The sequence below is a fragment of the Lysinibacillus louembei genome (genome assembly GCF_033880585.1).
GTDB lineage: Bacteria > Bacillota > Bacilli > Bacillales_A > Planococcaceae > Metasolibacillus > Metasolibacillus louembei.
Genome location: NZ_CP137624.1, coordinates 2,709,522 through 2,734,545, shown reverse-complemented (window position 1 = coordinate 2,734,545; position 25,024 = coordinate 2,709,522). Strand labels below are relative to the sequence as shown.

The window sequence follows — 25,024 nt, the reverse complement described above, 5'->3', positions numbered from 1 at the left end:
CAAGTAGGATATTTTTCAAAAGTCTTCTATTATAAATCTATCTTATCCATCCAAAGACACGAGTGAAATTCAATTACACTCGTGTTTTTTCATTATTATGTATGTCGAATATGAACAGCGCCTTCGCAATTTTCTTGCTCGTTCCATTCCACTTGAATTTCAAATGTCCCTTCCTCGAAAAACAGTGGAAATCTCCTGCGAATAGAGGCTTGCATTGGCAGCTTATCTACATCGGCGATTTTCACCCACATTGCCTTTCCTTCTGGCGAATCTTCAATTAATGTACCGCTAAAATCTGTTGCTAAATAATTGAAAATCATATATCTATCATTTTTTGTGGGATTCACATACTCATACAAGCCTTTATAAATGAGTCTATGTATTAGCAAGCCAGTTTCTTCCCTCACTTCTCGAATGGCACTAGCAGCGATGCTTTCAGGAAATTCCACCTTGCCACCTGGTGGAATAAAGCCTTTAAAATGATCGTGCTGCCGATCTAGCAATAGCACCTCGTCCCCGCGCTGTATCATACATAATGTCCACATTTTATAACGAACCATTTTTTCAATCCCTCTATTCGCTCATTTTAATAATTTTTGTTGGAAGTTGTCCTTCACTTGTGACCATTCCTCTATCGTAATGCTGTATAAATGCGAGTGGCGTAGCGTGCCGTTTTTACGCACCATATGATTGCGCAAAATGCCCTCTTTTTTGGCACCGATGCGTTCGATTGCTTGCTGGGAGCGTATATTTTCATTATCTGTTTTGAGCTGTACGCGATTCATCGCAAGCTGTTCAAAGCAATAGGCTAACAGCAGATATTTGCAATTGGTGTTAATCGCCGTACCCCAGTATGCCAGTGTTAGCCATGTAAAGCCGATTTCTAATCGCTTATGTGTATTGTCAATATCAAAAAGAGTCGTTGTACCAATTACTTTTTTTGTTGCTTCATCTATGATAGTAAAAGTAAATGCCGTACCTGCTAGACGTTTTTCGATTGTAGCATCCACATAATTTTCCACCGCCTCCTTCGTCATCAAATTCATTGTTGTATGTGCCCAAATTCGCTCATCATGCGCCGCCTCATAAATACCCTTTATATGCGCTCGCTCAATCGGCTCTAAACGCACAACCTCATTATGTAATATCACCATTGGAATTCCCCCATTAGATTAAAGTTTCATTTTATTATACAGAAACGCAATCTGAATATTAAGACAGAAATATCAACAAAACAACATTTTTTTGTTACGATAGATATATTGGAAAGATAGAAAGAAGGTTTTTTTATGAGGAACCATGCACTGCCAATCATCTATGTAGCGATTATTGCCTTTTTAGGTGGCTGGCTTTTTTCACTGCTATCATTACCAATCCCATGGATGATTGGTCCACTTTTTTCTGTATTGCTTGCTCAATTTTTTATTCGTACACCGTTGAAATGGCCAGCACAGTTGCGCAATATTGGGCTCGTCATTATCGGTATTACAATCGGTGAAAACTTTTCTTTAAGCATTTTACAAACGATGGGCACGATGTTTTGGTATATGCTAGCAATTAATATTGTTTTCGTGCTGCTTTGTTTGTTGCTCGCATTTATTACAGCTAAATATACATCAATGTCGCTACATACAGCTGTATTAGCAAGCGTTCCTGGTGCACTTGGACAAATTATCGTCTTCGCCTCAGAGGAAAAAGGGGTTGATCTTGCCGCTGTCACTTATTTTCATTTAATCCGTGTGTTAGCTGTCGTGAGTGTAGTTCCCTTTTTAGTTTCAGGGCATGTTGTACAACAAAATATTGATATGACCGCCTCTCCACTATGGGCTATTGCCATTTTAATTGGCGTGAGCTTTCTTTTCGCTATCGTTGTTGGCAAGCTGCATATACCGACACCTTTCTTTTTAGGTCCAGTCCTTTTAGGTATAGTACTAAATGTGATGCAGTTCGACATTCCTGTTATTTCTTTAGATGTATTACACCTCGCACAAATTGCTGTTGGTGCTCATATCGGCTTACTATTAACACCGGGCGCCTTACGCTTACCTAAACGCATACTACTATTCGGCTTAATGAATGTCGTGTTGCTGATGTTGGTGAGCTTTTTATGTGCCAGACTCGTCATGGCAATGCTAGATTATACCTTTGCGTCTAGCTTTTTAAGCACTGCGCCTGGTGGCATGGATCAAATGGCCTTGATTGCAACAGCGATTCATGCAGATGCTGACATTGTCACCGTTTTCCAGCTAGCACGCATGCTATTTTTGTCATTTATTATCATCCCGTTATTGAAAAAGTACAGCACTCGACTGGAGCGTTAATGCTCTAGTCGCCTTGGTCGAAATAGCTCTCCATATGCCGCCCCACCTAAAATTAGCACAGCCCCGATGATTTGTAGAGGGCTTAATCGTTCTGCTAAAATCATCACTGAAAAAATTAATGCGGAGAGTGGCTCTAAATAACCGAGGATGGAGACCGATTGAACAGGTAAATGACCGATGGAAGAAAAATATTTGTAATGAGCATGAAATTTTACTCACACAAATTAAAGAATTACAGGGGATGCAGTCTGGCACTATTCGCATTGGCACCTTTTCAAGTGTCGCAACACATTGGCTACCAAATATCATCAAAATATTTAAAAAAGATTATCCACATATTGATTTTGAATTGCTGTTAGGCGATTATACAGAAATTGAAGGCTGGATTACTGAAGGGCGAGTAGATTTTGGCTTTTTACGACTATCAACTGCTACAGAGCTAGAAACGATTTTTTTAGTGCAAGATCGCTTATTAGTAGTCCTACCAGAAGACCATGCCTTTGCTCATTGTGAGCGGTTCCCTATTAGTGAACTATGCAAAAATCCATTTATGCTATTAGAAAAAGGCGCAAAGGCAGAAATCTCCGAAATTTTTGGGCAGCACCAAACCTCACCTATTATTCATTTTACGACATGGGATGACTATGCCATTATGTCGATGATTGAAAACGGTTTAGGAATTAGTATACTGCCTGAGCTTATTTTGCAGCGCATTCCATATAACCTTATTGCGAAGGAGCTAGAAGTCCCTGCCTTTCGCAATATCGGTCTTGCCATGAGAAATCAACAATCCTTATCCATTGCAGCAAAAAGCTTTTTGCACTACTTAGCATATCGAAAAAAATAAAAAGTTATTTCCAAACAACCTTCTATGACAAAGTAGCAATGTATGATCTGCTTGCTTCTCAACAAAAAATTTTATTTGCATTTTTCAATAAGCTATGCATATAATAAAAATAGACCGACAGTCGGTCATATCAGGAGGCATCTGTTATGAGAATCGTGAAAGAGCATGAAGAACGACGCACTGAAATATTAAATACTGCACAAACGCTTTTTGCTACAAAAGGCTATACAAAAACAACGATCAATGACATTTTACAGGCAATCGGCATTGCGAAAGGCACTTTCTATCATTATTTCAAATCGAAAGAGGAGGTGCTTGATGCGATTATTGAACGCATCATTCAAGCAGATGTAGCAAAGGCGCAGCATATTGCCTCAGACTCTACCCTATCAGCAATGGAGAAAATATTTGCGATTTTACTGGCACAAGCACCTCAACAAGATCCTTATAAGGAGCAATTGATTGAGCATTTTCACCAGCCAGATAATGCAGAGATGCATCAAAAAAGCTTAGTGCAGGCTATTGTTCATTTGTCACCCATTTTAACAGAGGTGATTGAGCAAGGTATCGAAGAGAACATTTTTCATACAAACTATCCGCAGGAAACCGTTGAGTTTTTGCTTGTTTCTGCACAAGTTATTTTTGATGATGGCTTCTTTCAATGGCAGCCAGAGGAAATGCTACAAAGAGCAACAGCCTTTGTGCAGCTAATCGAGCGTGCTTTAGGGGCTAAAGAAGGTAGCTTCCAAAAGATGCTAGATATCTTATTAAAGTAAAGCGAGTCGAATAAAGATTCGCTTTCTATTTCCAACAAAACAGACCGACAGTCGGTCTAAAAATAAGGAGGATTTTATGCTATCTATTCGTGAACCTGCTTTTTCAAAGGATTTTGCACTTGTTGTTTTGGGGCAGATTATTTCCATTTTAGGAGCTGCTTTATTGCGCTTTGCTTTATCGCTTTATGTATTAGATATAACAGGTCGAGCCGATATATTTGCAGGACTGCTTGCATTATCTAGCGTTCCACTTCTTTTGTCACCCATCGGTGGAGCACTAGCCGACCGCTTTAATCGCCGTAATTTAATGGTTGTATTTGATTTAATCAGTGGCATTATTATTTGTTGCTTATTTTTATCCTTATTGATGCAGCAGCCATCTATTGTTGCGATTGGCATTGTTATGACTTTATTGGCATTGATTAGTGCTATGTATTCGCCTGCTGTGATTGCTAGTATTCCACTTCTTGTAGCGGACAATAAGCTAGAGCAGGCAAACGGCATCGTTCAAGCTATACAAGCCTTGTCACAAGTAGCCGCGCCTGTTTTAGGTGGCGTGCTTTACGCAATGCTCCCATTCAAAACGCTTGTTATCGTTAGTGCTATTTTGTTTTTTTGCTCTGCCCTATTGGAAATGTTTATTAGCATTCCTTTTGTCAAGCAGGCTCAGCCACCCTCCATTTTAAAAGACTTGCAGCTAGGCTTTCTCTATGTTGGGCAGCATACCTTTATTGTAAAGTGCATTGTACTTGCAGCAAGCTTAAATTTGTTATTAACGCCCTTCTTTATCGTTGCTGTTCCGATTATTTTACGAATAGCCATGCAGGCAAGCGATATGCTCTATGGTATAGCAATGGGAGTTATTGATTTTGCTACAATTATCGGCGCATTGTCTATCGGTTTATTTGCCAAGCATTTACGTATGAATCGCCTTTATCGATGGCTTTTTGTTATTGCATTATTGACAATGCCGATTGCTTTGACCGTAACACCTTCCGTCTTACAGCACAGCTTTATTTTATCCATTTTAATTTTTATAGGCTGTAGCATCGCGATTGCAATGCTAATTACAATACTTTCTATTTTCGTAATAACGGCTGTGCAAAAACAAACACCTAATGCGCATCTCGGTAAAGTGATGGCTATTATTACAGCGAGTGCCCAATGCACTGCTCCCCTCGGTCAAATTTTATATGGCATTATCTTTGAGGTGACACAGCAGACTATGTATTGGTCCATATTACTAATGAGCTGTGCTGTATTACTATTAGCCCTTCTAGCTAAAAAAATGTGGTCGCATACAGAAAGTGAGGAAACGCTATGATTTTTCGCATGGCACAACGAGATATTGTACGAAATCGCATATTAACATTAACTTTAATCGCCTTTATATCGCTCTCTTCTTTTTTAATGGCAAGTGCCACAACGATGGTAGTTCATTTATTTACATCTATAGAGCAATTTTTTCAGCAGGCAAAGGCACCACACTTTGTACAAATGCATGCAGGTCCCATCAATCAGCAGCAAATTGAGGCATTTGTTATGGAGCACCCCTTTGTTGAAGCACAGCAAACCGTTGATATGCTGACAATTGAACAAACACAGCTTTTTATTGAAAATCGCACACAAAGTGAGGCAATGAATAGCAGTGTAATGGATAGTAGCTTCGTTACTCAAAACCAGTTATTTGATTTTCTATTGGATGAAGCAAACCAACCACTGCAAGTTGCACAAGGAGAGATTGCTGTACCGATTTATTACATGGAAAAGTATCATTTACAGCTTGGCGATAAAATATGGTTTGCCAATGAGCAAGTTGAAAAGGAATTTACTATTTCGAGCTTTACGCGTGATGTACAAATGAACCCATCCATCGTTAGCTCCAAGCGCTTTGTTATTCATCAGGAGGATTGGCATACTTTAGCCCAATCCATCACACAGCATGAGTATTTAATTGAATTTTTAGTGACGGAGCAGGCACAAATACAGCAGCTAGAGCAACTATATCAAGCATCTAATTTACCAAAGCAAGGACCAACCGTTACGTACCCGCTTTTTAAAATGCTAAATATGCTAACGGATGGTTTGAATGTGGTAATTGTGCTCTTTCTAAGCATCCTGTTAATGATTGTCGCTATGCTCTGCATTCGTTTAACCGTTATGACAACATTGGAGGAGGATATACGTGAAATTGCTGTTATGAAGGGTATCGGCATTGCGAATAAGCAAATTCGCCTGCTTTATTTAGGAAAGTATATTGCGATTACTGTGCTGGCTGGCATTAGTGGTTACCTGCTGTCATTGTTTATCATACAGCACTTCACGGCGAATATGGCACGCTATTTAGGACAATTCCATATGACTATACCCCACTATTTCTTGTCATTTAGCAGTGTTGCATTCATTTGTTTAATCGCCATACTATATTGCTATTTCGTTTTAAAAAAATGTGAACGTATTTCTGTTGTGGAAGCTTTTCGCCAAGGAGCTGCAACAGAGAAAACAATTGCCCTTGCTAACAGCAAGCTTCCGTCTATTAATCTATTGCTTGGTATAAAAGATATTGTTGTACGCTTTCCAATGTATCGCTTAATTGCTGCAGTTTTTATGATTGCTTGCTTTATGATGCTCGTGCCACTAAATTTATTGCAAACAGTGAAGTCACCAGACTTTATTACGTATATGGGTGCGAGTAAAAGCGATATACGCATCGACCTGCCCTACAATGACGCTACTCGCAGACAATTTGAATCTATTCAAGCTACCCTTGCACAGGATGTAGAGGTGGAAAAACACGCGACCTTTACAACGGCAAAGTTTATGGTGGAAACAGCGGATAAACAATATGACAGTATACAAGTGGAGATTGGTGATTTTACAGCATTTCCTTTACGTTATGTGGAAGGGGCTGCACCAACGCAAAAGGGTTCAATTGCCCTTTCAGTTTTACAGGCACGTGAACTTGCTGTGGATGTAGGCGATTCATTCACAATTATCGTTGATAGAGTGCCAAAGCAAGTAACGGTTTCAGGTATTTATCAGGATATTACCAATGGTGGAAAAACAGCTAAGGCACAGCTACCGCTCAACGCAGCTACACCTATTCTTTGGTATGTCATTAACATCAATGTTACAGATGGCGTTGCGACTGAGGAAAAAATAGAGGCATATCGTGCTCTATTTAAAACAGCAAAAGTGACTGATATGACACATTATATTAGCCAAACACTTGGTGCAAACATTGCACAGCTCAAGCAAATCACAGTGCTTGCTATCATCGTATCATTATCTATTGCCATATGTATTACAGCGATGTTTATCAATCTGCTGCTTGCGAAGGATGCGAGACAAATCGCCATTTTACAAAGCTTAGGCTTTTCAAAGCAAGCGATTCGTGCACAATATATGACACGTGCAATAACGCTTTTAATTATTTCAATTATAATAGGAACAATTTTATCTAACACTGTTGGACAATATTTAATTAACAAGCTTGCGACGCTTATTGGCGCATCACATATTACGTTGATTACCTATCCATTGCAGGCTTATTTCTTCTATCCATTACTATTTATTTGCGCCGTTACATGGACTGTTTTATTAGCAACCACAAAGCTTCAGCGACATTCTGCGATAACAATTTTAGGAGGGAATGAATGATGACAATTTTAAAAGTACAGCAGTTACAAAAAACATACGTTGTCGGTAACACGGAACATCAAGTGTTGAAAAATATTCAGCTGACCATTCAAAAAGGAGAATTCGTTTCTATTATGGGACCTTCAGGCTGTGGTAAATCTACTTTACTTTACACAGTCAGCGGCATGGATCAAGCAACATCAGGTCAGATTACCTTTCTACAGCACAATATTAGCACGATGGCTGAGCCACAATTAGCTAAATTGCGACTTGAAGCAATGGGCTTTATTTTTCAGCAGCATCATCTACTGAAAAATTTAAATTTATTTGACAATATCGTTCTATCTGCTTATTTAGCTAAAAAACATAGCCGTCAAAAAATTAATACACAGGCTACACAGCTAATGGCTAAGCTAGGTATCGCACAATTAGCTAAAAATGATATTACTCAAGCATCTGGTGGTCAATTACAAAGAGTTGCCATTTGTCGCGCATTAATCAACAATCCAGCAATTTTATTTGGAGATGAACCAACAGGAGCTTTAAATACAGCTGCTACCTCTGAGGTAATGGACGTATTAACAACAATTAATCAAGAAGGAACAACGATTTTACTCGCAACTCATGATGCGAAAGTGGCTGCCAAAACCGAGCGTGTGTTATTTATGCTTGATGGTGAAATCATTGCTGAGACAACTCTAGGAAAATACGATCCTATAAATAGCGATTTATTTAAACGAGAGCAGCAGTTAAATCGTTGGCTTGTACAGCTTGGGTTTTAATAGGCTAAGATATACGAAAAAGTTCAGATATAACACTATTTTAATGAATGCAAAATCCCTAACATCCTTAGGGCAACAGGATGTTAAACACTCACTATTCATCGCAGCACCTATAGAGGTGGGCATTTTCTACTGAATCATGACAAAAAGCCATTCTCGTCTAGTTGACGAAAATGGCTCTTTTTGATTATGCGTATTTCGATAGCATTCTTTCTACATCTTCTTTAATAGTAACAAGACTTTGTGCTTCGTCCACTAATTTTTGCATCGTCATTAATTCATCATCACTTATTTCCACTAATTCCTCAAACATTTCGACAGATTCACGGGAAATAAAAGCAATCTGGTTGAGTGTTGACATAATTTGCTGTGAGCTAGAAGATAGCTCCTCTGTGCTTGCTGAAGAGTTCAAATTATTTTCAGCAATGACTTCTGTCGTTGACAAAATTTGTCCAAACATGCTGCTAGCGCCAATAATTGTCTCATTCGCTTCGCCGAACTCTTCCGTTCCTTGGCGCATCGATTTTACCAAAACTTCTGTTTCTTCTTGTATGTTTTTCACGATATCTGCTACCTCGGCTGAAGACAGACGAGATTGCTCTGCCAAATTGCGGACTTCATCTGCCACAACCGCAAAGCCTTTACCGTGCTCACCTGCACGTGCTGCTTCAATTGCTGCGTTTAATGCTAATAAATTGATTTGCTCTGTAATACCTGTAATCACCTTAACAATTGAGCCAATTTCATTTGACTTTTCACCAAGTTTATTCATTGCCTCTAATGTTACTTCAATCGTTTGACCAAATTGCTCCATTTTTGCTAAGGAATTTTGTAGCTTTTCATTGCCTTCCTTTGTTAAATCGAGCGTGCTTGTGGATTGCTCTGAAATTTGATTTGATCTTTGTGATAAATCATCAATTGCATGTGCCATATCTTCCATCGATACCGTGCTTTCTTCAATTGCAACCAATTGTTTTTCCAAACCTCTGCCTACCTCATCAATAGCCGCTCGCACGATATCCGCTTTTTCAGCTGCGTTTTCACCATTTTCAGAAAGGCTACCACCTATTTGATGTACGTTAGTAGAAAAGGACAGAAAGTTTTCTCTTACGCGACTAAAATGGTCGATTAACTGATTGAATACAGCATGCTCCGCACTTTTTTCTTCTACTTTATTAGGCATATGACCTGTAGCTAATTCCTTCATGCCATTTACTAGTTCTTTATTCACACTTCTAATTGCTGCATAGCGATAAGCTAAATATGCAGTTATCCCAGCTAAAATAACAATAATACCTATTAATATAACTACCATGATAATTATCTCCCTAATTGAAATGATTAAAGTTCTCTTGCAATAATATATGTACCATCAGCGATTTCTGAAGGAATTCCTTGCAATCTCTCGTTTTGCTGATATGGATGGCAAATGGTATTGCCTTCTTTGTCCACATATTTAGTCATATTGAAAAACTTTTCCAAAAGACGCATCGATTTAGGGTTTGTAGCTTCACCAATCACCAGCTCTACTCCTTGCAGTGCAGCCTTTGTAAAGAGCTGTTCAGCTAATTGCTGCACAATCTCTTGTCGGTTATGCTCCGCCATTACGCCTAACATAAACAAATGTAATATTTGCCCATCTTGAATTTCTTTTCCTTTACGCTTTTCATAGTCAGCAATAAAACGCCCTGTTACATCATTTAGAACATGCATAACAACGTTCATATCAGCTAGAGGTCCTTCAAATAAATCTTCCTCTGCCACCTCTGGTGCATTCACATCGCCAGCAAGTACACCTACCACACGCCCGTCCTCATTTAAAGCAACCGCACAATAGCCTTGCTCTACTGTAGAATGTAAATACTCACTTGTAAATGTACAAAAATCTTCATACTCCAGACTTAATTGCCCTACAATTGGCTCCTGGATCCATTTGCCTGCAACATCTATTCCAATAAATGTACGTGCTAAACATTCAGCCGCTTGTTGGATTAAATCTGGCTTCTCTTTTGTAATAATTTCATATGTGTAAAAATTCAATGCTGTACTCACTTGTTGACATCCCTTCAAATTAATCAATTACGCCGATTATAGAAGTTAGAACTTCTATATTTGACGCTTTATTTATCCTTACTGCTGAGTTACTGAATCAGGTTAAAATACGCTTGTACGTTTTAAACTATCGACAAACGTTCCTGGAAATTCAATTCTCTCAAGTACGTTTCTTATTTGGACTTGTGCAATTTTCGATGCGGGCTTTACAACAATTATGTCTTTAAAGCCTAATGAGGCATAGAATAGCATGGCGCCCTCCATTTGTGGTACAACTTTGGAAGGGGTAGGTGTTTGATAAATAGCATCAATGACAAATGTATATTGCTGTTTTGGTATTGTACTGATTGTTTCTTGTAAGTCGACCATATACGCCTCCGCATCTTCTTCACGAATTAGCCCATTTACCCTTACATGCACTTCTTTCATATTTTGCTCAATGGCCATTTTGTATTTCTTTTTATCTACGACTATCATACTTGCTCTCCTTTTTGCTCATCATATTGTTTCTACTAAAAATGCTGTGAATCTATTATTATTATATTGAAATATTTTACTTATATGATTTCATCTAGTAAATTCACCTTTTTAGAACATATGTCGCTATCGTATTTTAACCTAACATAGTATAAATCACATTTAATCATTTGTCGAACTAGTTGCTTTGTCATTCTATTTTATTCTTCTATAGGTCTATTGGGCAATTCCCAGACAATTACTTATCTAGCAACAAAATAAGGTGGAACATAGAAAAATTATTTTCTATGTTCCACCTTCATTTAAATGATTAAACTTTAAATTTCTGTATTTCTATTTGTAGCTCTTGAGCATTTTCACTTAATGTTGTCGCAACATTTGTGACCTCGTTCATTGTAGCAGATTGTTCCTCCATCGCAGCAGCTACTGTATCAATATTTTCTGAAATATTTCTTGTACCTGAGGCGATTTCATTAACAGAGGCAGATACTTGTTCAGCGCTTGCTGACAGTTGCTCCGCTGTTGCTGAAACATCTTGGATTTGGTAAGTCATCTCATTCACTGCCTCAACGATTGTATCGAATGATTCTCCTGCTTGTGAAATCACGACTACCCCTTCTTGCACCGAGCCAAGTGCGCTTTCCATTGCTTGCTCCACATTTTTTGTATCCTGTCTAATTTCCGTTGTTAATGTAGCAATGCTATTGGCAGACGCCTTCGACTCCTCCGCTAATGTTCGTACTTCATCAGCCACGACCGCAAAGCCTTTCCCATGCTCACCTGCACGTGCTGCTTCAATTGCTGCATTCAACGCTAACAAGTTCGTTTGCTCTGTTATCGCTGTAATCACTTGTGTCATATTACCGATTTCTTCTGTTTGTAGCGCTAATTTTTGGACAAGCTCATTAACTGTTAAGGCTGCTCCATTAATCTCGTTCATTTGCTGTCTTGCATTCGTAATAATTTGCGTACCATTTGTTGCCACTTCGCTTGCATTTAATGATGACGTATGCAATGTTTGGGAAGCTTCTGCAATACGCTGAATACCTTGTGCTGTTTCTTCCATTGCAATAGCGCTTTCATTTGCCGCGCCTGTTGCAATTTGTGAAGTCTCTGCTGTATCCGCTGCCTGTCTTGTTACATCCTCTGTCGTTGCTGTCATTTCCTCTGCGCTAGCAGAGAGTTGCTGAGCTGATGCACCAAGCTGCTCCGCATTTGATTGAATTTGCGTAATCAAATTGCGAATATTGCTTTTCATTGTATTGAAAATCCCACCTAATTGCCCTAGCTCATCCTTTGTGTTAATGGCAATATCTGCACCTGATAAATCCCCATCACCAATTACTGTGGCACTGCTCATAATTGAGCGTAATGGGCTTGTAATTGTACGACGCACATAAATCACTAACCCTATTGTAATAACAATACTAATGACTAATACAAGAATAGAAACGATTCTCGCTACGTTAATAGCGCTATATGTAGAGTCTTGAATTTCATCCATTTGCTGCATTTGATATGTTTGCATATCCGTTGTAACGCGGAATGTTTCTTCATTGATTTTTGATATAGCTGTATTAAATAGCATTGTTGCTCTTGCCATATCCTTACTTTCAGCAGCTTCAATAATGCTAGGTAGCTCTTCATTGAAATGTTGGTTTGATACGCTTAATTGCTCCCATAAATCTTTCATTTGTTTAGAGTTTAAATAGCCTTGTAATGTCGTGATATCTTCATTTAACTTTGTAGAAGTCGCCAATAGCTCCTGTTTGTTTTTTGATAATGTTGGGCTTAAAATTAGCGAATTAATATATCTTTCCTGTGCAGACACCCCTAAGCGAATTTCCTTTATTAATAGCAGTTGCTCTAAACGTGAATCCATTGCTTCATCCGTTCGTTTTTCAATCGTGTATAAGTTAGTAAAAGTACTGACAATGGAAACGGTTAGTAAAATAATAAATAAAAGAAAAAACATATTCATCTTTTTTCCTATACTCATTTTCATTCCTCCTCATAATCTCTGTTAAATTGCAAATCCCTCTTCGTTATTTATTACTAGTCTTTACTCTATATCAAAGGTATTACGTAGTATAAATTTCTTGCAATTCTACTCATAATTTTCCCATAAAAAACGAAAGAATGGAATATAAATTAATTAATAATGATTCCAAACGAACAAATCAGTTCTATATGACTAGAATCATCTTGCTTCTTTGATATGAAAGTGTTATTTCGCTTCTCTTTCAGCATAAAAAAACGATTCATACCATAGCATTTGGTACAAATCGATCTTTATTGTATAAACAGAAAATTACGATTTTTTTGTTTTAGAGCTCTAGCCATTGCTTGGTTTTGTCACCGTTTTTGTGACATGGACATCCCAAGCAATAATAGTTGTGCTATCCCTTACCCCATTTTCTTGAATCGTTCGCAATAATATCTCAATTCCTTGCTCTATTGTATCATCCATTATGAGGCGATAAATTCCCTTCGCAGCAAACGGTTCATTTGGACATTCAAGCAGTCCATCTGTTGTCAAAAATATGCGATTCATACCTGACCTTAGTTCTCTTATTCCACTGCTATAGCACGGCACGCTTTGCTCAAATGTATTTACCTGACCAATCCATTCATAAAATTGTCTTTGATTGATTTGATATTGTGCAAGTTGCGCTAGCTCTGGATGAAATAAAAATGCAAGGCAATCCCCTACCGAAAACCACCAAATATATTTATCCTTTCTGAAAATAATTAAACAAGCTGTTTCCCCTTGGATGCTTTGACAATCAGTGAGGAATGCTTCATCTTGAAACATCTTGAGCATGGCTTTTTCTATTCTTCCGAAAACTTGCTCAACACTCAAATAAAATAGTGCTTGCCATTCAGCCTTTTTCATTGCAAAGTGCTGTAAAATGACATGAATACTCTCAGTTGAATTGTGTGCATCTAAAATCACTGCAAACTCCCACTTATTTTCTTCATCTACCCATACTAAACAGCCATCTTCATTTTTATATTGTCCTGCATAAGCATTTCCACCAAATCGCCCAATACGAATAGAATCAATATGATAGATATTTATTATATCTACAAAATTCTCCTGGTCGCCACACCAACTAAATTCATTTACGCCATCTCTCATCCTAGTGAGCCTCCAAATATTTTTTGATACGATGGCAAAACTCCATCACTTCATTTTCATCCCCTCTAGGAGCTTCTGCCCAATCATACACTGCCATTGGTCCCCAATGCTTTTTCGGCGTATGAATGTAGCGTGCCACTAAATGCATATGTAAATGCGGCACTGAATTGCCTGAAACCAGTGCATAAACATGCTCAATCCTCTCTGATGCCATTAAAGCCGTACTCACCTTTGCCATCACCATGCCAAACGTGCTTGCCTCCTCCATTGTCATATCTCCAAGTGTTGGGACATGTCGCTTTAAATCAATCATTAAATGACCAATATATTTTAATGGGTCATTGCTATCAATATGTCCTACATATACATAATCATCCTCATAAATCGTGATTCCAGATGTTTTAATTTCCCCTTGATGCTTAGCACAAATAAAGCATTTTTCATCCATTTATAACCTCCCCTTTCTACTTTTAACTTAGCTCCATCGTTCCTTTTCGACGTGCAATCATTTCAGCATAGCGCATTGCGACAATGCCAATTAAAAAAAATACACACCCTAACAGAAATTCCTCTGTTAGTAATATCGCAAATTGTGATACATCCCTACCACCGACAATTGCTTTTGTCAATTCCACACCTCTTGTCAGTGGCAAGGCTTGTGCTATAAAACGTAGCCAGTCAGGCATGACTTGCAATGAATAATTGGCTCCGCTTAATAGCAGTAAGGTACTTGCTAATAAATTTGCTAACAGATGCATAGAGGGTGTCCAAAGACTACAAGAGGCTAAAATTAAGCCGAGGCCACAGGCAGCAAAGATAGAAACAAGCCATATGCAAACTAACAATAAAAAAGTGCTGAAGGATAGTGTAATTTGAAACACGAGCACTCCAAATAATAGACCTAAGCACGCTGTCACAATGCCATTCATAATATGCGGAACAGAACGTGCTAAAAATAACAGCCCTTTATTAGCAGGTGTTACGATAACAAGCGGCAATGTGCCCATTCCTCGGTCAGACATAATGACTGTCATCATACCAAATACCGAATTCATCACACAAAGCAATAAAGCATTTGCTGCAATATAGCCACTCAAACCCTCCCCCTGATAAATATAACGAACAAGCATACTAAAAAATAATAGCTGACTTAATGGGCTTAATACCATTACTAAAACATATACTTTCAGCTGTAGCATACTAAACATCGCTTTATAGGAAAGCCTAGCATGTCGCATAAATCTTATAAGTGCTGCCAATTAATACACCCCCAATTTTCCATCTTTACGCGCTTTTTGCTGTACTGCTTGATAGCATATATAAGCGATTATGCTATATATGGCTGTTATCACACCTAGCGCTAAAAAGGTGTTCCCCATTCCTTGACCAACCAGCACTGCCCGCAATAATTCAATCGCCCACGTGGGGGGCAGGAGCATCGAAAACGGCTGTAGCCATATCGGTAAAATCGCAATAGGAAACAAAAATCCACATAGCAAAAAGATTGGATATTCAATAAAATTCATTAATGCCTCTGCTTGACGGGATAATGTAAACAGCAATGCCATGACAAAGGCAAAGACGAAAATAGCTACAGCTACTGTAAATAGTGCCAATATGAAGAGCAAGGGCTGATCTATCGGAATGCTTATTTGAAATAGCAAGGTGAAGTAGCTAAAGGATAGAACCATTGAAAAAAAGCCCCATAACGTATTACCAGCTATCTTTCCAGCTAAAATTAAAGAAAAGGCTGCTGGTGCAACAAAAATATTTTCCAGCGTACCATACATTCGTTCACGATGAATATCGCTAGCTGATGAATAAACAATGGACGTCCACAATGCCATAAAGCCCGAGCCAAGCACCACATATTGGCGAATTTGCTCTGGTGATTGCCCACCGTAAATAAAGTATGTAATTGTTGCATAAAACAATGGTGAAATCCAAATGACAAATTGAAACATTGGTCGTGCCATCGATAGCTTCATTTGCAGTATCACACTTGACCAAAATGCGTGCCAATTACTTGTCATTTTATAGCCCCCCAATCATTGCTACATAAACATCCTCTAGTGATGGCTGTGCCATTGTCATATCCTGTATATGAATTTGTGGTATTCGATAAAGATTTGGTACAAGCTGCTGTGGCTTATTAGTATGCATATGAACAACTAGCCCCTGATCTTTTACATCAATAGCTATATGCTGCAAATACTCACATGGTAAGTAATCATTTAGCTGTTGCTCTGTACAATTTTTCACCGTACAAGTAATAACTGTGATATCACTCATTTTTTGCTTTAGCTGCTGCGGTGTGTCAATCGTTACTAGTTGCCCTTTATTAATGAAGGCAATTCGGTCACATAGCTCATCCGCCTCATACATATAGTGTGTCGTTAAAATAATTGTCGTGCCCTGTTTATTTAGCTCACGTAAAATGTCACGTAACTTTCTTGCACTTACAGGATCAAGACCAATGGAAGGCTCATCTAAAAATAAAATTTTCGGTTGATTAATTAACCCTCTGGCAATTTGTAAACGCTGCTTCATCCCCTTTGAAAAGGTTTCAACCCGACGCTGTGCTGCATCCTCTAAACCAACAAGCTGTAGTAATTGAGGAATTCGCTTTTGTTGAACAGCACGAGGAATTTTATATAAATCTGCAAAATACGCTAAATTATCATAGGCGGATAAGCGCCAATATAAATTGCGTTCACCTCCTAGAATAAAGTTAATTTGCGGACGCAGCTCCCTATACTGTTTTACTGGATCAAGCCCAAGAATAGAAATGGTTCCACTTGTTGGAATTAGCATCGTCGTAAGCATTTTAATCATTGTTGTTTTGCCCGCGCCGTTTGGTCCAAGCAAGCCAAATATTTCCCCTTCTTTTACGCAAAAGGATACATCCTTTACAGCATCCACTTTCTGTCGCTGCCTTTTCCATCGCCTACTCTGCACCTCATATGTACGTTTTACATGTTGGACATCAATTAAATAATTCGTCATCATTACACCGCCTTTTTATCATTAGATATATATCTAATAATATGATTATATTACAAAATACAAAATAAGCAACTAAAAAAAGCTTAATCACAATGGATTAAGCTTTTGCAAAGCGCTGTAAGGACATCAACATATTCGTTACCTCAGTTGTGTTAACTGCGAAATATTTACTTGTACCAATCTTTTCTTCTGTGACAAGCTTTGCTTTTTTCAAAATATCTAAATGGTGCGATACTGTCGCTGTTGTTATACCTAAATACTCTGCTAGCTTAGCTCCATATTCCTTTTTCGTTGTCAGCATGCGCAGTATTAAAAGACGGTTTGGGTCTGCAATTGCCTTAAGCTGTTGGGCTAATTGTTCACTTTTTTCACGCTCATCTGATAGTGGATTGGCACAGCCATAAAGTATATAGCATACTGAATCATTAAAAATGCGCATTCTCACAGGTGATAGGCTATAGCTTGGAATAAAATAATAGATTTTATATAAGCTTACACGTCGAAATGTTTTCCCCATAACATACTGTGCTAGCGCAAGTGGCTCTAAAGATAGCTGCTGTAGCGATTTAATCGACGCTTGCACAAGTGGTGCCTTGTTTGTCAACAACGTTTGAAATTCAGGAGCTTGTGCAATATCCAGTAAAAGCTCTGCAAATGCTTCTTTAAAAGTGGATAGCTGTGACAACCATTCAACATATAATTGTCGCTCTTCTGCTGTTTGCCAATAATAAATATCCTCTACATTAAAAATGCTAGCAGGCTCTTGTAGTAATTGCTGAATGGTCTCAATTTCTACTTCTTCACCCCACAAATAATATAGAAAAGAATCGTTCTTCATATGTAGAAGCTTTTCAACAAATTGCTCTACTGAGGCTAAATGTGGTATCGGAATTAACAGATTAAATAGATCGTAGACCATCTCATTTTGAAATTGCTGAAACTGCTTGATGACATAGTGATTGGGAAAGAGCTGTTGAAAATAAGGGAGCTCTGCTGTCAAATAGTTTTCTTTTCCTGTTGTCATAGCACACACAATAGCTAATCCTTCTACAACTGGCGAAGATGTATAAATCACTTGCTCTAATGGCTGTTCATATAGCTCTAATTCGCGTCCCATATATCCCTCTCCTTATAAGATAAATATCTAACATCAAAATAAACCTATTAATAAGTATAACGCTGTTCCCCAAATAAAAACAGCCGAGCATTTATTAAATATGTACATCACCTTGCCTGAGCTATCTATTTTTTTCAGCATTGAGCCAGCAAACATTAAGCTAACAAACCATAGCCATGACACGATTATACATGTAATCGTAAATAGCGTTTTATCTGTGCCAATATAATTTAATGCGCTCGTGCCAATGACACCAACTGTATCTAAAATTGCATGTGGATTTAAGAGCGACACAGATAAAGCGAATAGTATTTGTTTTTTTGCGGGCAGTGCTTCCCCTTGCTGTGCTCTTTCTACCTTCGCTGTCCACAACACCTTACCCATATAAATTAAAAATAAAATGCCGCCAATAATTAAAGCCAGTCGTAGCCATTCAAATTGAGTAACAATCACTGACAAACCAAGCACAGCCAGTAAAATGAGTAGCGTATCACATAATGCTGCTGTCAACACTGCTGGCAAAGCGCGCAATCTTGATGGCTGCATCGCTCCTTGGGAAAAAACAAAAACATTTTGCACGCCTAATGGTAAAATCAGTCCAAAAGCTAAAATGATTCCATGAATAATCGCTTGCATCCTATTCCCCTATTCTCTAAATAAATTGCCCTGCCTTGAGGCTGTTTTGGCAGCAAAGCCCATTAGCTCCTCCTGTAAAGCCTTTGCTGTATGCTCTGTATGTAAGCAATCAGGCAATTCGACAACTTCCTGCCCTTTTAATATATTTGCTAGACTCCAATGTGGCATTGAGCTATTTGCTGCTGGCACATCCTGTATTGAAAATACATACTCTCGACGGAAGAGGAGCTGCGCCCATTTGGTTGCCTCTTTATAAACTAAAAAAGCAAGATCCTTTTCCGCCAGCTCAATCATTTTTTGCAGCAATCTTTTTTCACCATGGAAGGTTATACTATAACTCATGTTAGCTCCTTTTTGTTGCTCATGAATTCGAATTTCATATAAATATCCTGTCATTTTGTCACCTCTTTTACAAATCTAAAAATAGTTCATTTAACACTTTATCTTTTGCATCTAAAAAGCGCTTCGTTAAAATATAATGCAATGTATCCTCATAACGAACTTTACTTATTTGCTCGTCAAAATCATAAATCGTTGCATTTGGGTAGCCGAGCAAAATCGGTGAATGTGTCGCAATAATAAATTGGGCGTCATGCTCTAGCTCCTTAATAATACGCATTAAGCTCAGCTGCCGCGTCGGAGAAAGTGCTGCTTCTGGCTCATCTAATAAGTAGATTGCTCTGTGGCCAAAGGCATTTTGAAACAAGGATAAAAAGGATTCACCGTGCGATTGCTCATGCAATGATTTTCCGCCATAGGCATCATATTTCTTGCCAGATGGGTCAAACATTAAATCAAGATGGCTCGCAAATTGATAAAATGTTTCAGCACGCAAGAAAAAGCCGCGTGTCACTTTACGCGACCAAATTAAGCGTATATATTCCCCGAGAGCAGAATGTGACTCATGTACATCATATAAATGATTGCGACTGCCACCTGCTGTATGAAATCCACATTCATAAGCGATTGCCTCAAGCAATGTCGATTTACCTGAGCCATTTTCCCCGACAAAAAATGTCACATTCGTTGGCAAATGTAGCTCCTCAAAATGCTCGAATGCTGAAATATTAAATGGATATTGTTCCTTAGCGGACACTTGCTCCTGCAAATAACGTACCGTCTGTAAATACATGACTTCACCTCTATTTTATTGTAACGAATGACCAAAAAAATAGCAAAATGACTGTCAGAACAATATGACAGCCATTTTCTAAAAAACTACTAATTTATCTGCGTTTTTACGAGATATATCTGCGAATTCCACTTATATATCTGCGATTTTTGCGAAGTTATCTGCGAATTACTTAATAATCGGCTCAACCGCTAAAATATCCTCAAAATATTGGCGCATTGGTCTTTCTTCTTCGTTAACAAGGATATGAATATCGCCATAGTCATTTGATGTACGAATTAAGCGCCCCATGCCCTGCTGTAAGCGCAGTAGCATAAATGGTAGCTCTACCTCCTTAAAGGCATCTTGTGCAAATGAGCGTTTCGCATCAAATAAAGGATCATGCGGTGGGAATGGTAAATCAAAAATAATGACGCGTGTCAATGCTTCCTCTGGTAAATCAAGCCCTTCCCATAAATGATAGGAGCAAAATGTTTGTACTGTGCCATCTTGGAAATCTCGGACGATTGCTGATAGCTCACGGTCCCCTTCAAATGCTACTGTTAAACGTGCCATCATGCTCAGCTGTGATTTAAATGCATTCATTGCCTGTTTCGATTTAAATAAAATTAACGTTTTTTCACCATCGCGTAGCAATTCCTCTACTTTTGCAGCCTTATTTTGCTGCGTGAGCTCATGCACATAAATTTTCATGACATCCTCATAATCGAATGGTGATGGCACACTGAAGGATTGATATTGATCAATACCTAGGCTTGAAGCAATATAAGAAAAGTCCTTTTTCACTGATAGTGTAGCAGATGAAAAGACGATAGGTGTTTTTTTAGCAAACAGTGTTTCCTCTAATACTTCTGTAATTAAGCGAGGCATAATCACAAGTGTTTCCTCACCATCTGCCTCCTCCAGCCAATCAACCGCATCACCTTGTGCAACAAAAATACGCAAAGACGCTACATAATGCTCTAAAAATTCCTCTGCCATATTGAGCTCGTATTCTGGAATCATATAAAGCTCCGATTCAAAAACAAACTCCTCTAATAACTGCTCTACATCAGCAATTAAGCGCTTGCCAAGTGCTAATAAGCGCGCTGATTTTTCAATACGTTTACGGTCTGCCTCTGAAGCTACTAAATCTTCACGCAGCTGGTCAAAAAAGAGCTCATGGTCATCCTGTAAGCGCTCCATCGCATATAATGTACGCTCACGCACACCATCGACCATTAAACGTTCTAATAAATTGACAATTGTATGTGCCTGTACTTTATAGGTCATCGCCTTTTGTGCCGCATATTCTAATAAATGCCCTTCATCTAGTACAATCATCGATACTTCTGGTAAAAGTGGTAGCTGCCCTTCGCGCTCACGCGATTCCTTTGTTGCTAAATGCTCCATTAAAAAATCCTGCGAGCAAATAATTAAATCGGTTGACTTACGGTAATAGGCACGATGCAATGTTTGACCACAGCGGTTGCGCACATCACATACCGCACACTGCATTAATGCATTATAGTTGACCATTTGCCACTCATCGTCGCTAATCATTGGATAATCGCTGCGCTCACCATATGGCTGTAGCGCAATCATCGAGCCATGTGCATAAACGCCATCCGGCATCGAATCGGCAATATCCTCAATCCAATCTGCCTCTAGCTGACGGTCTGCCTCCTCAAAGCGTTTAATACATAAATATTGGTCACGCGATTTTGCAAGGCGCACATCAATGTTTAAGCCTAAATGATCACGCAGCTTATGCACATCGCCGCCCTCTTTAACAAGCTGATCAATTAATGTCTCATCAGCACATGCAATTAAGGCAGGCTTTCCTGTATAGCGCGCATAGGAAACAGCAGGTAGCAGGTAGGCAATCGTTTTTCCTGTACCAACGCCAGCTTCCGCAAACAGCACATTTTTCTCCTTTAATGCCTGTTCAATTTGATATGCCATAAAAATTTGTTCATCTCGACATTCAAAGCCCTTTTCAGGTAGCTCGTCGTAGAGAACGTCCCCCATCCAATCGCCAAGTGAATCAAAGAAGGATTTCTCTTTTGATAATTCAAACGGTAATGATTGTCTCATCTTTATTTTCTCCTCTATATATCAGTATGTAGACAACGAACGGGCTGTCCAAAACATTTGGCAGCCCTGCATGTTAATCACGCTTTGATTTTTGACCCCAGTATTGATAAAGGTCTGTGCGAATAAAGCCGTTAAATAGCTTACGCTTTTTCGTTGCTTGACGACCGTAGCATTGTTCAAAGTTCTCCATTGAAGAAAGCATATAAACAGACCAAGTTGGATAATTTTTCATCACTTGCCCAATTGTTTTAATGACACCTTCAATCGCTTCGATATCACCGATACGCTCACCATATGGCGGGTTGGAAATAATAACACCATCTGTTAGGCGTGTTGTAAAATCCGTTGCCTGCATCTGTTTAAATGTTAATAGCTCACCAAAGCCTGCCTCTAACGCATTTTCTTGGGCGATGCTAATCATGCGATGGTCGATGTCTGAGCCGATAATTTGTAATGGTTGGTCGTAATTTGCAAGAGAATCTGCTTCATCGCGCACTTCATCCCAAATTTTCGCTTTCATCCAAGCCCATTCCTCTGAAATAAACTCACGATTATAGCCTGGTGCAATATTTTGTCCAATCATTGCCGCTTCTAATGGAATCGTACCTGAGCCGCAAAATAAATCAACGAACGGACGATTCGGATTCCATTTTGAAATTTTCACTAATGCTGCAGCGAGCGTTTCCTTTAAAGGCGCTTCCCCTTGCACTTGACGATAGCCACGCTTGTGCAAGCCTGCACCTGATGTGTCAATCGTCAATGTTGCAACATCCTTTAAAATCGATACTTCAATTTTAAAGGTTGCACCCGATTCATCTAAAAAGCCTAAACGCTTATAATGTGATTTCATTTTCTCCACAATGGCCTTTTTCACAATTGCTTGGCAATCTGGTACGCTAAATAACTTTGATTTTACCGATTTCCCTGATACAGGGAATGCCGCGTCGACAGATAAATAGCGGCCCCAATCTAATGCCTTTGTCGATTCAAACAATTGGTCAAATGTATGTGCTGGAAATTGTCCTACGACGATTTTGACACGGTCTGCTACACGCAGCCATAAATTACAGCGTGCAATGGCCGTTTCGTCCCCTTCAAAATACACTTTGCCGTTATCAACGCGCGTTTCGTAGCCTAAATCTTGTACTTCCTGTGCAACGATTGCCTCTAAGCCCATAGCTGCTGTTGCGACTAATTGAAATTTTGTCATATGTTACCCTTCCTCACTGTATATGCTCCCAATAGGCTAAAAATTGTAGCAATTCGCCTAATGGCATCGGCTTGCCATAATGGAAGCCTTGTGCGAAATCACAGTCGATTTCTTGTAATAATTGTGCTTGTTGTGCACTTTCAACGCCCTCTGCCACTACTTTCATGTTAAGGCGATGTGCCATTTGAATAATAGCATCTACTATTCCTTGCTTCTCCTCTGATGAGCATATATGCTGCACAAAGCTGCGATCGATTTTCAGCACATCGAATGGAAAACGTATTAAATAGCTTAATGACGAATAGCCTGTGCCAAAATCATCAATTGACAGCGTAAAGCCTAATTGCTTCAAGCGATCAAACTTGCTTACAGCCTCTGAAGAGTTTTCCAAAACCGTTCGTTCTGTCACTTCAATTTCAAAATTATGTGCTGAAGCGTTATTTTTTTCTAATATTTTTTGAACAGCTTCTAGGAAATTGTGCTGTTGAAAATGGATGCTTGATATATTGATTGCAATTGGCACACTGGCATGACCATTTGCGCGTAATACATGAAACGCATTACATGCCATCTCTATAATCATTTCACTCAGAGGAATAATTAAACCTGTTTCTTCAGCATAAGGAATAAACTCCGCTGGTGAGATAAAACCTAGTTTATCATTTGTCCAGCGTACTAATGCTTCTACACCGATTACTTGCTTCGTATTCAAAGAAATTTTCGGTTGGAAATATAGTTGGAAATCCTGATTGTCAATCGCTTTGCGGAGCTCTGTATCTAACAGGAGCACACGCTTTGCATCAATTTCTAAATCCTCTATAAAAAAGGCGAAATGGCCTGGACCTGTTTGCCTTGAAAAATACATTGCCTTGTCTGCACGCTGTATTAATTCTTCCGTCGACACACCATCTAATGGATATAAGCTAATGCCTATGCTCGCTGAAATGAAAATTTCCTGTCCATCAATTAAAAAAGGACGCTCCAGCTCATGCAGCACTTGCTGCGCAAATTTTGCAGCTTCACGTGGATGTACAATGTTTGTTAATGTAATGGCAAACTCATCATCGCCATAGCGCGCTAAAATATCTTTATTTTTTAATAGCTTTTGGATACGTCTTGCTACCGCAATCAGTAGTTTATCACCAATCGCCTGTCCAAATACATCATTCACTTGCTTGAATCGGTCGATATCTAAAAAATAGACTGCATGTCGCATCTTTGTAGTTGTTGTAGAGCTTGTAAAAAGCAATGCTTTCATTCGCTCTAAATAAGCAAAGCGATTATTTATTTTTGTTAATAAATCCGTCAGCGTCCGCTTTTTCAGCTCACTTTCAACACTTCTGCGCTCAGATAAATCTGTAAATATACCACAGTAATGCGTAATATGCTGATTGGCACCTTGAACGGCTATAATCGTTAACCATTCTGGGTAAATATCGCCAGTTTTTCGGCGATTCCAAATTTCACCTTGCCACATGCCATCTTTCTCAATTTTTGCCCACATTTTTTCATAAAACAAGCTATCGTGCATACCCGATTGTAAAATACCTGGTGTATGCCCTATGACTTCTTTACTTGAATAACCTGTTACAAACTCAAAAGCAGGATTTACAACAACAATTCGCCTTTTGTCGTTTGTAATCATAATCCCTTCCTCTACATTTTCAAAAATGACTTTTACTATGCTCGTATCGTAGGCAGAGGGTTCTATATTAATAATGTTTTGAGTAAAATTTTCACTACCCATTTTTATTTCACCCTTAATTGTTAATGTCAAAGAAAAGGAGCCGTCCAAAAGAAAATTGTGACAG

Annotated in this window: 25 protein-coding genes; 6 read left to right on the top strand and 19 right to left on the bottom strand. The window is 38.8% G+C overall.

Annotation, left to right across the window (positions count from 1 at the left end):
- Positions 1 to 95 precede the first annotated feature (95 nt).
- Together R6U77_RS13605 and R6U77_RS13600 are read right to left on the bottom strand one after the other, a co-directional pair.
- On the bottom strand, positions 96 to 560 hold the full coding sequence (locus tag R6U77_RS13605) for an 8-oxo-dGTP diphosphatase (RefSeq protein WP_319836041.1): 465 nt from the start codon (positions 558 to 560) through the stop codon (positions 96 to 98).
- Positions 561 to 581: 21 nt separating this feature from the next.
- The gene (locus R6U77_RS13600; RefSeq protein WP_319836040.1) at positions 582 to 1,154 is read right to left on the bottom strand and encodes a GNAT family N-acetyltransferase; all 573 of its coding nucleotides are present in this window, start codon (positions 1,152 to 1,154) and stop codon (positions 582 to 584) included.
- 135 nt (positions 1,155 to 1,289) lie between these two features.
- On the opposite strand from R6U77_RS13600, the gene R6U77_RS13595 reads away from it, so the two are divergent.
- Entirely contained in the window at positions 1,290 to 2,321 is a 1,032-nt protein-coding gene (locus tag R6U77_RS13595; protein WP_319836039.1) for an AbrB family transcriptional regulator, read from the top strand.
- Here R6U77_RS13595 and R6U77_RS13590 read toward each other — a convergent pair.
- Positions 2,318 to 2,470 (bottom strand): EamA family transporter, encoded by a 153-nt coding sequence (locus R6U77_RS13590; protein WP_293920781.1) that lies wholly within the window; start codon positions 2,468 to 2,470, stop codon positions 2,318 to 2,320. The genes R6U77_RS13595 and R6U77_RS13590 overlap by 4 nt on opposite strands.
- Here R6U77_RS13590 and R6U77_RS13585 point away from each other — a divergent pair.
- From R6U77_RS13585 to R6U77_RS13565, 5 genes are all read left to right on the top strand, one after another.
- On the top strand, positions 2,449 to 3,168 hold the full coding sequence (locus R6U77_RS13585) for a LysR family transcriptional regulator substrate-binding protein (RefSeq protein WP_319836038.1): 720 nt from the start codon (positions 2,449 to 2,451) through the stop codon (positions 3,166 to 3,168). The genes R6U77_RS13590 and R6U77_RS13585 overlap by 22 nt on opposite strands.
- Before the next feature lie 146 nt (positions 3,169 to 3,314).
- The gene (locus R6U77_RS13580; protein ID WP_319836037.1) at positions 3,315 to 3,944 is read left to right on the top strand and encodes a TetR/AcrR family transcriptional regulator; all 630 of its coding nucleotides are present in this window, start codon (positions 3,315 to 3,317) and stop codon (positions 3,942 to 3,944) included.
- A gap of 76 nt (positions 3,945 to 4,020) precedes the next feature.
- Positions 4,021 to 5,268, top strand: a complete 1,248-nt coding sequence (locus R6U77_RS13575; protein ID WP_319836036.1) for an MFS transporter — start codon at positions 4,021 to 4,023, stop codon at positions 5,266 to 5,268.
- Complete coding sequence (locus tag R6U77_RS13570) at positions 5,265 to 7,604, top strand: ABC transporter permease (RefSeq protein WP_319836035.1); 2,340 nt, start codon at positions 5,265 to 5,267, stop codon at positions 7,602 to 7,604. Before R6U77_RS13575 ends, R6U77_RS13570 begins: the two co-directional genes overlap by 4 nt.
- Complete coding sequence (locus R6U77_RS13565) at positions 7,601 to 8,365, top strand: ABC transporter ATP-binding protein (RefSeq protein WP_319836034.1); 765 nt, start codon at positions 7,601 to 7,603, stop codon at positions 8,363 to 8,365. The genes R6U77_RS13570 and R6U77_RS13565 overlap by 4 nt, the downstream gene beginning before the upstream one ends.
- 187 nt (positions 8,366 to 8,552) lie before the next feature.
- Here R6U77_RS13565 and R6U77_RS13560 read toward each other — a convergent pair whose 3' ends face one another.
- The 16 genes from R6U77_RS13560 to R6U77_RS13485 form a co-directional block, all read right to left on the bottom strand.
- Entirely contained in the window at positions 8,553 to 9,680 is a 1,128-nt protein-coding gene (locus R6U77_RS13560; RefSeq protein ID WP_319836033.1) for a methyl-accepting chemotaxis protein, read from the bottom strand.
- 26 nt (positions 9,681 to 9,706) lie between these two features.
- Positions 9,707 to 10,417, bottom strand: coding sequence for a hypothetical protein (locus tag R6U77_RS13555; RefSeq protein ID WP_319836032.1), 711 nt, complete (start codon positions 10,415 to 10,417; stop codon positions 9,707 to 9,709).
- 102 nt (positions 10,418 to 10,519) lie between these two features.
- Complete coding sequence (locus R6U77_RS13550; protein WP_293920571.1) at positions 10,520 to 10,894, bottom strand: hypothetical protein; 375 nt, start codon at positions 10,892 to 10,894, stop codon at positions 10,520 to 10,522.
- 310 nt (positions 10,895 to 11,204) lie between these two features.
- Positions 11,205 to 12,893 carry a methyl-accepting chemotaxis protein gene (locus R6U77_RS13545; protein WP_293920572.1) on the bottom strand — a complete coding sequence of 563 codons (1,689 nt, stop codon included), beginning with the start codon at positions 12,891 to 12,893 and terminating at the stop codon, positions 11,205 to 11,207.
- Between the two features lie 336 nt (positions 12,894 to 13,229).
- A complete protein-coding gene (locus R6U77_RS13540; protein ID WP_319836031.1) occupies positions 13,230 to 14,036 on the bottom strand; it encodes a PP2C family serine/threonine-protein phosphatase in 807 nt (268 codons plus the stop codon).
- A 1-nt stretch (position 14,037) separates the two neighbouring features.
- On the bottom strand, positions 14,038 to 14,484 hold the full coding sequence (locus R6U77_RS13535) for an HIT family protein (RefSeq protein ID WP_319836030.1): 447 nt from the start codon (positions 14,482 to 14,484) through the stop codon (positions 14,038 to 14,040).
- Positions 14,485 to 14,506: 22 nt separating this feature from the next.
- Complete coding sequence (locus R6U77_RS13530; RefSeq protein ID WP_319836029.1) at positions 14,507 to 15,295, bottom strand: ABC transporter permease; 789 nt, start codon at positions 15,293 to 15,295, stop codon at positions 14,507 to 14,509.
- Positions 15,296 to 16,069, bottom strand: coding sequence for an ABC transporter permease (locus R6U77_RS13525; RefSeq protein ID WP_319836028.1), 774 nt, complete (start codon positions 16,067 to 16,069; stop codon positions 15,296 to 15,298).
- A 1-nt stretch (position 16,070) separates the two neighbouring features.
- On the bottom strand, positions 16,071 to 17,042 hold the full coding sequence (locus tag R6U77_RS13520; RefSeq protein ID WP_319836027.1) for an ABC transporter ATP-binding protein: 972 nt from the start codon (positions 17,040 to 17,042) through the stop codon (positions 16,071 to 16,073).
- 97 nt (positions 17,043 to 17,139) lie between these two features.
- A complete protein-coding gene (locus tag R6U77_RS13515; RefSeq protein ID WP_319836026.1) occupies positions 17,140 to 18,159 on the bottom strand; it encodes an ArsR/SmtB family transcription factor in 1,020 nt (339 codons plus the stop codon).
- A 33-nt stretch (positions 18,160 to 18,192) separates the two neighbouring features.
- The gene (locus R6U77_RS13510; RefSeq protein WP_293920582.1) at positions 18,193 to 18,795 is read right to left on the bottom strand and encodes a LysE/ArgO family amino acid transporter; all 603 of its coding nucleotides are present in this window, start codon (positions 18,793 to 18,795) and stop codon (positions 18,193 to 18,195) included.
- Positions 18,796 to 18,804: 9 nt separating this feature from the next.
- Complete coding sequence (locus tag R6U77_RS13505; RefSeq protein ID WP_319836025.1) at positions 18,805 to 19,191, bottom strand: hypothetical protein; 387 nt, start codon at positions 19,189 to 19,191, stop codon at positions 18,805 to 18,807.
- Positions 19,192 to 19,204: 13 nt separating this feature from the next.
- Positions 19,205 to 19,927 carry an AAA family ATPase gene (locus tag R6U77_RS13500; protein ID WP_293920585.1) on the bottom strand — a complete coding sequence of 241 codons (723 nt, stop codon included), beginning with the start codon at positions 19,925 to 19,927 and terminating at the stop codon, positions 19,205 to 19,207.
- Positions 19,928 to 20,095: 168 nt separating this feature from the next.
- Positions 20,096 to 22,003 (bottom strand): ATP-dependent DNA helicase, encoded by a 1,908-nt coding sequence (locus tag R6U77_RS13495; protein WP_319836024.1) that lies wholly within the window; start codon positions 22,001 to 22,003, stop codon positions 20,096 to 20,098.
- A gap of 73 nt (positions 22,004 to 22,076) precedes the next feature.
- Positions 22,077 to 23,213 (bottom strand): THUMP domain-containing class I SAM-dependent RNA methyltransferase, encoded by a 1,137-nt coding sequence (locus R6U77_RS13490; protein WP_293920589.1) that lies wholly within the window; start codon positions 23,211 to 23,213, stop codon positions 22,077 to 22,079.
- Positions 23,214 to 23,226: 13 nt separating this feature from the next.
- Positions 23,227 to 24,960, bottom strand: coding sequence for a putative bifunctional diguanylate cyclase/phosphodiesterase (locus R6U77_RS13485; protein ID WP_319836023.1), 1,734 nt, complete (start codon positions 24,958 to 24,960; stop codon positions 23,227 to 23,229).
- Between the last annotated feature and the right edge of the window lie 64 nt (positions 24,961 to 25,024).